The sequence below is a fragment of the Schaalia radingae genome (genome assembly GCF_900106055.1).
Taxonomy (GTDB): domain Bacteria; phylum Actinomycetota; class Actinomycetes; order Actinomycetales; family Actinomycetaceae; genus Pauljensenia; species Pauljensenia radingae_A.
This window is the reverse complement of the sequence record NZ_LT629792.1, coordinates 2,416,432-2,430,193: the sequence shown is the minus strand read 5'-3', so window position 1 is coordinate 2,430,193 and position 13,762 is coordinate 2,416,432. Positions and strand designations below refer to the sequence as shown.

The 13,762-nt window shown below is 60.0% G+C and carries 5 protein-coding genes and 4 pseudogenes; 6 read left to right on the top strand and 3 right to left on the bottom strand.

Features of this window, described 5'->3' with window-relative positions; translation table 11 throughout:
* Nucleotides 1–19 precede the first annotated feature (19 nt).
* The 3 genes and pseudogenes from ssb to rplI all read left to right on the top strand — a co-directional run bounded on the left by ssb (nt 20) and on the right by rplI (nt 1,449).
* Nucleotides 20–609 (top strand): annotated as a pseudogene (ssb, locus tag BLT69_RS10700) (single-stranded DNA-binding protein).
* 116 nt (nt 610–725) lie between these two features.
* Nucleotides 726–967 (top strand): annotated as a pseudogene (gene rpsR, locus BLT69_RS10695) (30S ribosomal protein S18).
* Between the two features lie 23 nt (nt 968–990).
* Nucleotides 991–1,449 (top strand): 50S ribosomal protein L9, encoded by a 459-nt coding sequence (gene rplI / locus BLT69_RS10690; RefSeq protein WP_058237599.1) that lies wholly within the window; start codon nt 991–993, stop codon nt 1,447–1,449.
* 196 nt (nt 1,450–1,645) lie between these two features.
* Here rplI and BLT69_RS10685 read toward each other — a convergent pair whose 3' ends face one another.
* From BLT69_RS10685 to BLT69_RS10675, 3 genes and pseudogenes are all read right to left on the bottom strand, one after another.
* A complete protein-coding gene (locus tag BLT69_RS10685) occupies nt 1,646–3,994 on the bottom strand; it encodes a transglycosylase domain-containing protein (protein WP_058237598.1) in 2,349 nt (782 codons plus the stop codon).
* 160 nt (nt 3,995–4,154) lie between these two features.
* Nucleotides 4,155–5,623 (bottom strand): annotated as a pseudogene (gene gnd, locus BLT69_RS10680) (NADP-dependent phosphogluconate dehydrogenase).
* Nucleotides 5,624–5,761: 138 nt separating this feature from the next.
* Nucleotides 5,762–7,181 (bottom strand): annotated as a pseudogene (locus BLT69_RS10675) (CCA tRNA nucleotidyltransferase); the annotation flags it as partial.
* Between the two features lie 212 nt (nt 7,182–7,393).
* On the opposite strand from BLT69_RS10675, the gene BLT69_RS10670 reads away from it, so the two are divergent.
* Genes BLT69_RS10670 through murJ form a run of 3 tightly spaced genes read left to right on the top strand, consistent with a single transcriptional unit; the run spans nt 7,394 to nt 13,751 of the window.
* Entirely contained in the window at nt 7,394–7,930 is a 537-nt protein-coding gene (locus BLT69_RS10670) for an NUDIX hydrolase (RefSeq protein ID WP_082628632.1), read from the top strand.
* Nucleotides 7,930–10,443, top strand: coding sequence for a DUF6049 family protein (locus tag BLT69_RS10665; protein ID WP_092648035.1), 2,514 nt, complete (start codon nt 7,930–7,932; stop codon nt 10,441–10,443). Before BLT69_RS10670 ends, BLT69_RS10665 begins: the two co-directional genes overlap by 1 nt.
* Complete coding sequence (murJ, locus tag BLT69_RS11160; protein ID WP_092648033.1) at nt 10,440–13,751, top strand: murein biosynthesis integral membrane protein MurJ; 3,312 nt, start codon at nt 10,440–10,442, stop codon at nt 13,749–13,751. The genes BLT69_RS10665 and murJ overlap by 4 nt, the downstream gene beginning before the upstream one ends.
* Nucleotides 13,752–13,762: the final 11 nt, after the last annotated feature.

Below are 13,762 nucleotides of genomic sequence, written 5' to 3'. Positions count from 1 at the left end.
ACCCACCAAAGGAGTTGACATGGCTGGAGAACCTGTCGTCACAATCGTCGGAAACCTGACCAGAGATCCCGAATTGCGTTTCACGTCATCGGAGTAGCCGTTGCGACTTCTCGGTGGCAATGACCCCACGCTCGTTCGACCGCAGTGCGAACGAATGGCGCGACGGAGACACACAGTTCTACCGTTGCTCCGTCTGGCGCGACGCGGCTGAGAACGTGGCCGAAACCCTGCGCAAGGCATGCGCGTCATCGTCCAGGGTCGCCTGACTTTGCGGTCCTATGAAACGCGCGATGGCCAGCAGCGCAGTGAATTGTCCCTGCAGGTTGACGAGGTCGGCCCATCCTTGCGTTACGCAAAGGCTGAAGTGACCCGCATTCCTCGAGGCGATTCCGGCCAGGGCGGATACTCCCAGGGTGGATACCAGAGCCAGTCAGGCGCTGGCGCGCAAGGTGGTTCCGGCAGCTACCAGGGTGGCTACTCGCAAGGCGGTGGCCAGCAGGTGGATATGGTCAGCAACAAGGCAGCTACAATGCGCCCGCCGGAGGGTCCACTTCCGATCCGTGGCGCACCGAGGGAGCGTCCTCTTTCGGTGAAGAGCCGCCTTTCTAAATTCAATTGACGAGGGCGACGCTGATCTGACGCAACGCGCTTTCGCAATGCATTCTTATCGCTTCATTTTTCGTATGGGGTAATCACAGCGATTACCTGGATCCAAGGAGAACACTATGGCGAAGCCTCAACTTCGCAATAAGCCCATTAAGAAGAAGGCCAACCCGCTGAAGTCGGCCAAGATCGAATCCATTGACTACAAGGACACCGCTTTGCTGCGTAAGTTCATCTCGGACCGCGGCAAGATCCGTGCCCGCCGTGTCACTGGCGTATCCGTACAGGAACAGCGCCGCATCGCCAAGGCGTCAAGAACGCCCGCGAGATGGCTCTGCTGCCGTACTCTTCGTCCGGTCGCTGAGATTCATAGGGAGGCTTTTTCTGATGGCAACAACGAAACTCATTTTGACCCACGATGTCGACAAGCTCGGTTCAGCCGGTGACGTTGTCGAGGTGAGAAGCGGTTACGCTCGCAACTACCTGGTTCCTCGCGGCCTTGCCACTGCATGGTCCAAGGGTGCTCAGCGCCAGATTGACGACATGGCTCGTGCTCGCCGCAAGCGCGAAATCGCGTCCGTCGACGATGCCCGCGTCGTGCGCGATCAGCTCCAGGAAGTCAAGTTCGTGACTGTTTCCGGCAAGACCGGTTCCAACGATCGACTCTTTGGCGCCGTTTCAAGTGCCGACATCGCTCAGGCCGTTCAGGATCAGATCGGCCAGACGATTGATCGCCGCAAGATCGTCATCCCTGCTCCGATCAAGACGCTGGGAGACTACACCGTCAAGGTCAACCTGCACTCTGAGGTGTCTGCAAACCTGCATGTCCGCGTCATCGCTGAGTGACAGTGACACACCACCGAGTGTGATCCCGGCGTTCCGATGAGTACTCCGTTTCTGTAAGGAGGCTCCGGGACGCCGGGCACATTCATACCGGGCCGCACCCGCGCAGTGGATTTTTTCCACACTGTGGGTGCGGCTCGATTTTCATGCAGTCGGATAGCCAACCGGCTAGGCCCACGTGCCCACCAGCGCCAGACGTCTAGGAGGATTGAGAGCCGCCCGTATCGTGGTCGTCATCGTGACCCTGACCAGGCTGGCTGGGCTGAGTCGGTTCAGCTGGTTCGGGTTGTGTGGGCTGAGTCGGTTCAGCTGGTTCGGGTTGTGTGGGCTGAGTCGGCTGGGTGGGCTGGACCGACTGAGGTTGTGTCGGCGTTGGTGGAGTGTTCTGTTGAACTGGGTTCGGTTCGGTGTACCACGAGTAGTCACCGTTAGGCAGGTCAGCAGTTGCAGCCTCCATGAATTTCACCCACACGTCAGCTGGCCAGTCGCCTCCGTGGAACTGATACAGGCCGCCGATGTTATCCAGCGAAACCGGGTTGCCGGCCTCGTCGGACTGATACATCGAGACACTGGCGACAAGGCCCGGAACCATTCCAACAAACTGTGCGGACTTCTGATCATCAGACGTACCGGACTTACCGGCCGCTTCACGTCCCAGAACTGCCGCCTTCTCACCGGTGCCACCCGGCTCCATCACTGCCTTGAGCGCCGGCATAATCGCGCTGACCGTCTCTGCATCAAAGACCTTTTCCGACTCAAGCTGCGCGCTGTAGACCTTGTTGCCAACAGAGTCACGCACCTCTCGCAGGATATGCGGGTTCATCCGTGTCCCGCCGTTGGCGATAGTGGCATACGCATGGGTGAGGTCAATGTTGTGCGTTGATGCCACACCCAACGTGTTGAGCAGCGTCGCATCGAGCCCGTTCGTGTCTTCAGGGATTCCCAGCTTCACGGCTGTGTCCACTGTCGCCTGCGGACCGACTTTCTCATTCAACGTCACAAAAGCCGTGTTGATTGAATAGGACGTTGCCTTAATCAACGACACATTACCCCACGAGGTGTTCCCCACGTTCGACACTGGTTCAGCCAGGCCGTCAAATGAGCGCGGTGAACTGCCATCAACCTGATCGTAGACACTACCGCCCTGATCGGCATACGCCAGCAAGGTAAACGGCTTGAAGGTTGAACCGGCCTGTGCAATGTCATCAGTGACCGCATTACGTTGAACTTTTTGATAGTCACTGCCCGCAAACTCAGCGACGATCTCCCCCGTTGCAGGGTCAATGGCAGACAGCGCCACGTGCATGGAATCAGGGTTCCATCCCTCGACCTCGTTCATCATCTGGGCCGCATTGATTGCGGCTTCCTGACGAGCCTTGTCGATAGTGGTGATGATCGACAGGCCACCCGAATCGATCTGCTCATCAGTGAACGCACCTGTCTCGGCCAGCTCGCGACGCACCTGCTGCAGGAGGTAGCCGGTCGTCCCGGTCATTGACGAGGTCGTCTCCTGGAAATCAATGGTCTGCGGGAATTGCTGCTGATTTGCTTCCGCCTGGTCGATCCACCCGTCCTGCACCATCAGTGAGATGACTCGTTCCCACCGTGAGTGCGCCATATCAGGATCTTCTGCAGGATCCCACGCCGATGGTGCCGGGATGATCCCTGCCAGCAGCGCGGATTCTGACAGGGTCAGTTCTGATGCCGGATGTCCGAAAAAGACTTTCGAGGCTTCTTCGATGCCGTAGGCTCCCCGGCCGAAATAGATAGTATTGAGGTAGTTGCCCAGCACTTCGTCCTTGGTTTGCTCACGGTTGATCTTCACCGCCAGGACCGCTTCCTTGACCTTGCCTTTCAGCGAAGTAGTCTCACCCATGTAGTAGCGCTCCACGTACTGCTGGGTGAGCGTGGAGCCACCTTGTCGCGGCAGTCCTCTCAGATTATTGACGAGGGCACGCGCAATGCCTTTCAGATCTATTCCGGAGTTGGAATAGAAAGTGCGGTCTTCGGAGGCAACAACGGCCTGCCCCACATAGTCCGGCAATGTGGACGTGTCGATGATGGAGCGATTGATCTCAGAGAACTTCCCCATCTCGGAGGTGCCGTCCGCGTAATACACGGTGCTGGTCTGAGCCAGGGCCACCTGGTCGGCCTTGGGAATATCCAACGTGGCGTACAGGAACAGGAAGGATGCCAGTCCGGCAATAATGACGCCGAGGACGCTGAACACGAAGGCAAGGCCGATGCGTTTACCCCATGACCGCCTTTTGCGCCCATTCGCTGTGCGTCCACTGGTCTTGCGTGAGTTCGACCGGCTGGTTTCGCCTTTCCGCCCACCGGCATTGCCTGCCGCAGCGGAGCCAGCCTGCCTGGAAGTCCCGGGCGACGAGTTGGAAGCGGATGACCGATGGGTTCCTTCATGTCGCGCTGCGCGCTTGGGGAATGCCGGATCGGGACGCATCGCCCCTCGCGATGTGCCGTGCGATGAGCGGGACGAGTGACGCCCGTTCTTGGCCTCATCCGGATTCATCCTGCCGTTTTTCGACACGCGTTCACCTTTCGTTACAGGCACCGTCTCTATGAGCCTTGCCCTTCAGCGTAAGCATGTCGACGGTGATCGCGCCATGAACCGCGCCACTATTCCCCTCGTTTCACATGGAAATCCCAGCTTTTCCATGAAGGGAATCACACCTGGGTATGGTCCGAGCCTAGTCCCACTGTTCTTCAGGCTTGCCCTCGTCAGCCACCGCGTGTGGAATGTTCCCTCGCGATCGACGCGCCGGTAGGTGTGCGCGCCGAAGAAATCACGCTGACCCTGAATCAGTGCTGCCGGCAGTCGGTCGGCACGCACCGTGTCGAAGTAGGCCAGGCACGACGAGAACACGGGGGTAGGAATGCCGTGCGTCGCTGCCAATGCCACAATCTTGCGCAGTGACGGGATGCATTCCTCGATCCGGGAGGCGAAGGGTTCGGGCTGCCATGAGCAGAGGCAGATCGGGATCCTCGTCGTACGCCTGCCCAATGTCGGACAGGAACGTGGCACGAATGATGCATCCTGCGCGCCAGATCCGCGCCACAGAACCCTTGTCAATCGTCCAGTTGTAGGCGTGTGCCCCCTGAGCGATCTCATCGAATCCCTGTGAGTAGGCGATGATCTTGGAGGCGAACAGGGCGCGTCGTACGTCCTCAACAAAGGAGTCATGATCGGCCTGTTCCACCTTCAGTTCCTGGGCGTGGCCCTCCATGTGTTGTGCGGCTTCACGCTGCGTGGTCTGCGAGGATGCGCCGCGCGCAAAGGTTGCTTCAGCAATGGCGGTGACGGGAACTGCCAGGTCCAGCGCTGTTTGCACGGTCCACTTGCCGGTGCCTTTCTGCGATGCCTGGTCCACGATCATATCCACCAGCGGCTCACCTGTGCTTGCATCCTTGTGGCGCAGCACCTGCGCCGTGATCTCGATGAGGTACGAATTCAGCTCGCCCGCATTCCATTCGTCGAAAATGTCCGCCAGTTCGGACGGTGTAGCACCCATGCCGCGGCGCAGCACGTCGTAGGCCTCCGCGATGACCTGCATATCTGCGTATTCGATGCCGTTGTGTACCATCTTGACGAAGTGACCCGCGCCGTCAGCACCCACGTGCGTACAGCACGGCTCGCCGTCCACATGGGCGGAAATCGTTTCAAACATCGGGCCAAGGCGCTTGTAGGACTCTCGGTTCCACCCGGCATGATGGACGGCCCCCACAGAGCACCTTCCTCACCGCCTGAAACGCCAGCACCGACAAAGTGCATCCCACGCTCACGCACCCACTTTTCACGGCGAATCGTGTCAGTGAACAGGGAGTTTCCACAGTCCACGATAATGTCACCCTCGTCCATGTGGTCCGCAAGCTGTTCGATGACCCAGTCAGTGGCCTCACCTGCCTGCACCATAATGATGGCCACGCGCGGCTTTTCGAGCGATTTCACGAAGTCTTCGGTGGTTTCCGAGGGAATGAAGATGCCCTCGGATCCGTCGCCATGTTGGTCCATGAGGCGCAGCGTGCGACCGGGTGAACGATTCGTCACCGCAGTGCGATACCCGTTGCGTGCGAGGTTACGCGCAAGATTCGACCCCATCACGCCCATTCCATACACGCCAATATCAGCACTTGCCGTTTCAGGTGAAGTAATCGTCATCGTGAGCTTCTTTCATCCTTTGTCGTGGCGCGAGGGCGTCCGATCCACGCTATGACGCCCTTCACATTGAGTGTACAGTCCGGCCACTGTTTTACGGTGCGAACGCCGTGCCTTGGGCGGCCGGCGGGTGTTTCAGTCCCTGGCACCCTGCTCGGTCCACCAGCGCAGTAGTTCCTCACGTGCCGCGTCCTGACCCATCGGGCCGTTCTCCATGCGCAGGTCCAGCAGGTGCTGGCGTGCTCGACCCACATCGCGGCCAGGTGGAATGTTGAGGATTTCCATGATCTGACTGCCATCCAGATCCGGCCGGATCGCATCGAGTTCTTCCTGTTCACGTAGTTGAGCGATGCGTGCTTCCAGATCGTCATAAGCGGCCGACAAGTGCATCGCTTTCCGGCGGTTGCGCGTCGTGCAGTCAGCTCGAGTGAGGCGGTGCAGGCGCTCCAACTGGTCACCAGCATCAGCAACGTAGCGGCGCACAGCCGAATCAGTCCAGGCCTGTTCGCCATAACCGTGGAAACGCAGATGCAGCGCCACCAGATGCGTCACCGCATCAACTGTGTGTCTGTCAAAGGTCAAGGCCTTGAGGCGTTTGCGCGTCAGTTTCGCGCCGACAATCTCGTGATGGTGGAACGACACGGTGCCGTCTTTTTCAAAGCGCCGCGTGGCAGGCTTGCCCACATCGTGCATGATCGCGGCCAGCCGCAAAATCAGGTCCGGTGCCGGCACAGCGCCATCGAGCCCGGTTTCCAGGTCCATCGCCTGATCGAGCACGGTCAGCGTGTGCTCGTACACGTCCTTGTGGCGACGGTGTTCGTCGCGCGTATCGACCAGTGCGTCCAGCTCCGGAATGACAACAGCTGCCACGCCGGTGTGCACCATGAGTTCGATGCCGCGCCGCGGGTACGGGCTGACCATCAGGCGTTCAAATTCGGCCCGGATCCGTTCGTTGGACACAATCGACAGCCGTGAGGCCATCGACTCCATCGCATCCATCACATCCATGTCGACGTCGATGCCCAGTTGGGCGGCAAAAACGCGCCGCACGCATGATGCGCAGCGGGTCGTCGTCGAATGATTGTTGAGCGGTGACAGGTGTGCGCAGGCGTCCGTCGGCCAGATCGTCAAGACCGTGGTGAGGGTCCACAAGTGCCATCGTCGGCAGCCGCATCGCCATGGCGTTGACAGTGAAGTCTCTGCGCGTCAGGTCTCCCTCGAGCGTGTCTCCGAATGTGACGTCAGGCTTGCGTGAGCCGATGTCATACTCGTCGCACCTGTATGTGGTGATTTCCACAACGATGTGATCTTTGCGTGCTCCGATCGTGCCGAACTTCTTGCCGATGTCCCACACGGCGTCGGCCCACTTGCTGAGCAGCTCCTCGGTTTCGTCGGGGCGTGCCGATGTTGCGAAGTCGAAGTCATGCGGCGTCACGCCGAGGAACGCGTCGCGCACAGGTCCGCCCACCAGCGCAATTTCCTGGCCAGCGTCGTCAAAAAGGTGCGCCATTTCCAGTACTTGCGCAGGTAGATGGCTGAATGTGCGTTGAGCGTTGACCAGCAAAGCTGGCACGTCCTGAGATCCGACACCCTCGAGTGCGCGTGTCTTCACACCGTGTCCTTTCAGTTGCTGGCGGTCAGCGTGGGAACCGTGCTTGTGCGTATCCATTACGTACTAGAGTGCCACGTTTTCAGGCCTCGAAAAACCTCAGGAGCCGCGACGCAGGAATGTCACGTCACCCGCCATCGCTCCAAGACTAATAGAGTGGAACTATGTCAGCCCGTCGTTATGAGCGCCGTGTGGGGACACCTCGTCCCCCACGCCACCATGCCTCGATACGGGCGTATCACTCTGCCAGTTCCCGCCTGCCGATTGTGGGAGAAACATCGGCGGGCGGCCTCGTTATCGATGTTGTCAACGGTACCCCTTACGCAGCGATCATTGCGCGACGTAACCGGGCCGGCCGCATCGAATGGTGCCTGCCGAAAGGCCACCTGGAGGGACGCGAAACCGCTCAGGAAGCCGCATTGCGCGAAGTTGCGGAAGAGACGGGGATTACCGGACGGATCATTCGTCACCTCGCGTCGATCGACTACTGGTTTTCCTCTCCTGATCGGCGTGTTCACAAGGTGGTGCACCACTTCCTCATGGGCTACGTGTCGGGATCGATCACCGTGGAAATGGACCCTGATCACGAAGCTGAAGACGCGTCGTGGGTATCCTTGCAGCAGCTGATGCGCCAACTCGCCTATCCGAACGAGCGTCGTATCGTCAGAATCGCATTGGATCTTTTGTACCGGGACGTGTGATGAAGAGCCGCGCACGCGTTTTCTCCACGGTCGTCACTGCCATTGTGACTGCCGCGTGCCTGTGCGCGCCCGCGGGTGCCTCGAGCATGCCACTAACTGACACCAGTGCGCGTGTTGCTTCTTTTACTTCCACGTCCGAGGGTGACCCGTCCGGTATTCACACCACGCGCCCCAGCGTGCTCGGTGAAGCCGATGAGGGCGGCAATCTGCAGGTGTCGATCACGTCGATCACACCCACTGTCCTTGATGACACGTCAACGCTCACCGTGTCGGGCACATTGACGAACCTTTCGGGTGCACAGGCCACCTCGTCAACTGTGCTGCGCCTGTTCATGTCCGTCCATTCAGCGGTCGCGGCACCTGACCTGAGCGCATACTTTTCGGGCCACACTGATGCCGGCATCCCGGTAGCCGAACGCACCATCGACAGGCAGCTTGGCCCGCGTCAGAAAGTGGGTTTCACCTTGTCGGTTCCCGCCGAGGAGCTGCCGCTGGATGACAGTTTTGAGTGGGGGCCGCGCGGTATTTGCGTCCAGGCGCTGGCCACGACTGATGAGGGTGATATAGACGGTGAGGACCGCTCCGTGGTCGTGTGGGATTCTTACTATGAGCGTCAGCAGACACCCATATCGGTGCTGGTTCCTTTCACGTCGACTCAGGCATTTGGCTCCACGGAGCAGTGGAAAGCTCTCAGTGAACTTGCCCGCACACCAGGCGTGACACTGGCTGTTGATCCTGAAGCGTTGACCAGTTTTGTGCGCACCGGCATTCTTGACGCCGACGGGCGGCTGCGCTCACCGACTACGACCGCTGACCAGGCTCAATCTGCCGGGACAAGCGCCCAGCCGCAGTCGACTGCTCCGACCAGCCAGTCCCAATCCACTGCCCGTTCCGATTCTGATTCGGCCTCCCCGGCGCAATCCGGTAAAAGCAGCCAACCTGAAGGCACTCAGTCCGGCAGCGCGAACGGCACGGCGGCAGATGCAGGCTCTCAATCCGGCGATCAGCCTCAAAGCGGAAGCGCCGGTCCAGCAGAGATGACTCCGTTTCCTCATTGGCCTTCACCCAGGTACCCCACACCGTCATGGTGGCATTCACCGGCAACTTCCGCGTTTGTCTCGCGCGCACTGGACACCCTCGTCGGATCGGGGGGGCAGGTTGTTGCCCTGCCCAGCATGGATGCAGACCCCGCTCGGCTGCAAGAGCTAGGCGATGAGCGTCTGACCGAACTGGCGCGTGAGTCGATGAGCGTTTTCGGCACGCTGTCCACGCCCGAGCAGGTCGTCAATCAGGCCGGTCAGGCAGATTCGACCACATCACGCACTGGTTCAGCTCAGTCAGTCAGCGTCATCGGATCAGTGCTGTGGCCACGCTCATCGACTTTCGGGCTGTCCATGCTGCCGGAGTCAACTGGCCGCACGATCATTGCACCCGCCGGTGAAGTCGCGCCTCCCGAGGACGCCTCTTTCACATCCGTGACACGCGTCGAAGTCGATGCTGATGATGGTCACACCCACACGGAGGGCGCATCTGATTCGACTCGCACGGTGCTGACCTCGACTCGTGAGCTCACGGAGTTGCTGGCGTGGGATGCGCCTACAGACAGCGATGAGCTGGATGCGCGTCAGGCAGCCCAGGCAATGGGTGCTCTGATCACGCGTCAGCTTCCCAATATCGCCCGACCTCAGCTCGTGACCGTGGCGCGCAACACCGCCGTCAACTCCGAACTGGTATCACGTATCCGCTCCCTGACACAGTCGGACTGGATGGCACCGCGTTCCTTCGCCGAGATTGCAACGTCAGAGCCCACCGATACCGAGCGTGAAGACGTACATCCCACACCTGAGGTCCCTGACCATTGGGAGCACACACTGCACACGCTGAACGAAGTACGCGCTCAGGTTGCAGCCTTGGCGACCGCACTCGACGAACCCCACCAGCTGACGAGCGTCGTCAACATGGCGATGCTCAACGCCGTCAGTGCAGGACACGACGATGATCACGCCATTGAGGCGGCGAAGAACCTGCAGGGAGCGATCAGCGAGCTGTACTCACTGGTCCATGCCGAACCATCAGCGACGATCAATGTCATTAACAAGACGGCTGCGTTCCCTGTGCGCGTGACGAATAAGCTACCGTGGACAATCACCGTCACCGCAACGCTGAAACCTGACGATGCGCGTCTTCGTGCGACACCCAGCGCCGCTCAGCCCCTCGAGGCGAACTCCACTGGTAACGTCGAAGTTCCAGTTCAGGCCATCGGATCGGGGAATATCGACGTCACCTACATTGTGGCCACACCGCGTGGCACCATACTCGATAGCTCTCAGTCCGTCATGGTACGTTTGCGCGCACAGTGGGAGGATATTGGGACGTGGTCAATCGCGGGGCTGGTTGCAGTGGCGTTCTGCGTCGGTTTGATTCGCAATGTGCGCTCGCAGTGGCGATCACGCGACCCGTTAGTGTCGTCGCGACGCAAGCACACACACTCAGATGATGGAGACACACCATGAACCAGTCACACGATGCATCTGATTCGCGTGCCCCCAGGCAGACGTCCCTGCTGAAGTCGTCAGCCATCATGGCGTCAGGCACCCTGGTCTCCCGCATCCTCGGATTCGTGCGAACCGCGCTGCTGATCATCGCGATCGGTGAAGGTGCCGGCTCCGTGTCAGCGACCTTCCAGGTGGCCAACACGCTGCCCAACACGGTCTACAACATTCTGGCGGCAGGTGTCATCGACGCTGTCCTCGTTCCGCAGATCGTGCGCGCACTGAAGTCGCGTTCTGGGGATCGTTACGTCTCGCGCCTCCTCACGCTGGCCGGACTGATCCTATTCGGCGTCACCATCGTGATGATGGTGGGCTCGCCGCTCCTGGTGACATTGTTCGCCTCCAGTTACGAGGGTCCCGCCCGCGCACTGACCATCACCTTCACATTGCTGTGTTTGCCGCAGATTTTCTTCTATGGGGTGTACAACCTGCTGGGCGAATTGCTGAACGCGCGCGGCATGTTCGGTCCCTATATGTGGGCGCCGGTGCTCAACAATGTCATCGCCATCCTGGGTCTGAGCATCTTCCTGATCTTGTGGGGCCCTCACCACGGTGTCTTCCCGATTGAAGAATTCACCTCTTCTCAGTTCTGGGTGCTGGCCGGATCGGCCACGCTCGGCGTGATCCTCCAGGCATTGATCTTGCTGATACCGCTGCGTCACGCTGACGTGAAGCTGCGCATCGACTGGCATTTCAAGGGCACGTCCTTCAAGTCCGCCTCACGCGTGGCCGGCTGGACGTTCGCCACGCTCGGCGTGAGCCAGATCGGCATTATTTCAACAACGAACCTGGCTACGCAGGCTGACCACTGTGCCACTCTGCATGACGCGTCCATTGCCGGTTACGTGGCCTACACGGCAGCGTTCATGGTGTACATGGTTCCTCAGTCATTGATCTCCGTGTCGCTGGCGACCGCGATCTTCACTCGGATGGCCAATGCGGTCACCGAAAATGATCACCGGGAGGTCGCGCGGAATTTCCACACAGGCGTCAATGTCATCACCTTGTTGACGCTGCTGGCTGCGGCCATTTTGATCGCGGCAGCTGTGCCGGTCATGCAGCTGGTGTTGCCGATGGCCTCGCCGGAGAATGTGCGCGCCTACGCGGCAGTGTTGATCGCCCTGATGCCGGGCGTTGCTTCGACCGGCATGGTGCTGATGAGCCAACGCGTCTTCTTCGCCTACGAGGATGCCAAACCTGTTTTCCTGATGGGAATCGTCCCGACGATCATTCAGATCATCGTCGGATGGTCAGTTTTCTTCCTGGCAGGACCCGGCTGGTGGACGATCGGGGCCAGCGCAGCTGAAACGGTGTGCCGACTCCTCCAGGGCTTTATCGCCGTCTTCTGGGTTGCGCGAAAGATTCGCTACGTCAACCCGGGTCTGATTGTCGCCAGCTATATCAAATACTTCACTGCCGCCGGTGTGGGGGGTCTGGCCGGTGGTGTGGCTATCTGGCTGATGGGGGCTTCCACCCCGATCGATCAGTGGGTGGCGCGTTGGCTGGTCGCAGCTGTGAAAGCCGTGGTGGTCGCCCTCGTCGTCACCATCGTGTTCGCATTGATGATGCGTCTGCTTGATCCTGCCTCCACCAGTGATGCTGTGCGCAAGGTGAACCGGCGACTACCCGTACCAGCGTTGATCCGCAAGGTGTTCGTCGTTGAAGGAGCGGGCGCCTCCACTGCCTCTTTTGCTTCACACGCACGTACCACCGTGCCGCAAGCCCCCGACGCTGAGCGCGACGAGTCGGATTCAGCTGCCGCAGATCGCGCGCAGCCGACAGCAGATTCTGGTGAGCAGCAAAGCACGCAGGCCGACGCGGTGGTGGACGGGTCCTCGCACGATACCGATTCGCAACGCACGCAGATTCACTTCTTTGACTGGTCAAAGTTCCTGGGTCGCGAGCAGGCTGAGGTTGGTCAGGAACTCACCGACGCGCAATACGACACCACTCTTCATGCTGACCCGTTCCCCGCTGACGCTCATCACAGTGATGACCCGGCCCAGGTGGAAGAGGATGCACAGATCCTCTCGAGCATTCTGCAAAGAGGGTTTTCACCTTCAGATCCGACGAACACGGGTGAGATGCCGGTGGTCAGCAGGTGGGGTGCCGCGGCGCCGGAGCCGGATGCTCAAGACGGCCTCGCCTCGGCGGTGACGCCCGACGAAGAGACTCCACACTTAGTACAATCCCAAGCGAACGACCTGCGCGCCTCTGAACCGACGCCAGCTCACACACCTAAGGAGCATCCCGTGCCCTACCCACCCGAACCTGATGAGAACGACGAACTCGATCAGTTTGGCTCTCATGAACATGGCGCTCATCAGCCCGCGCGTCCCAGCTTCGATGAGATTGCGTTCGGCAGGCTCACCGATCATGCCTCCTCGGGTCACGAGTCGAGTGATCACTCCGTGCCGCCGGCAGCTGCCGCTTCAGGTGGCATAGGTGCGGCCGGCGCTCTAGGTACAGCCGGCACAGCAAGTACGACGGGAACAACCGAGGCTGCGGGAGCTGCGTCTGAGACCGGGCAATCTGCAGCAACCGAACAGCCCACAGCAACCGAGCAGCCCGAGCCGGCCTCGAACGCATCTTCGACGACAAGCCGTGCCCTCACCACGCGCATCAATCCCACGATTCCGACCGTGATTTTTGCGGCGATCCTGGTCATCGGTGGCGGGCTGTGGGGTGTCAAGACCATGCTCGCACCTGTATCCGGCGAAGGCTTCTCATTCAGTCCTACCCACAACGAGCAGGAATCCGGCCAATCTGCAGAACAGTCAGGATCCGGCCAGTCAGGATCCGATCAACCTGTCGAACCGGAAATCATCCGTCCGCAGGTCACCTCCGTGGATGCTTTGTCGTGGCGTAACGACAATGGTGACAACCCGGACCAGGCGATCTACGCCATCGACGGGAAACTGGACACCGCATGGAGGTCGCGTTCCTTCGACTACAACCAGTTCCCGCCCGATGAGATCGTCTCACTCAAACTGAACCTGCAGGAAAAGGCCACCGTGTCCAAGGTGACTGTCCACATGGCTCCGGGCACTACCGGAGGCGAGCTGGTCCTCACCTCCGTCGACCCGTCAGTTGACGTCACCGCTGCACGTCACGGCACAGAGCTGGCAACCACGGCAATGAGTCCGACAACTGACATCACATTACCGGAGCCTGTTGAGACCCAGGGCCTCGTGTTAATGTTCCGCTACATGCCCTCGTCTGACGAAGGTAGCAACCAGGCGTGGGTCTATGAAGTCACTGTGGAATGACAAGGTGCATC

Bases quoted from the DNA above. Each gene is read 5' to 3' on its own strand.
- rplI (WP_058237599.1), top strand. From the start codon at position 991: ATGGCAACAACGAAACTCATTTTGACCCACGATGTCGACAAGCTCGGT.
- BLT69_RS10670 (WP_082628632.1), top strand. From the start codon at position 7,394: ATGTCAGCCCGTCGTTATGAGCGCCGTGTGGGGACACCTCGTCCCCCA.
- BLT69_RS10665 (WP_092648035.1), top strand. From the start codon at position 7,930: ATGAAGAGCCGCGCACGCGTTTTCTCCACGGTCGTCACTGCCATTGTG.
- murJ (WP_092648033.1), top strand. From the start codon at position 10,440: ATGAACCAGTCACACGATGCATCTGATTCGCGTGCCCCCAGGCAGACG.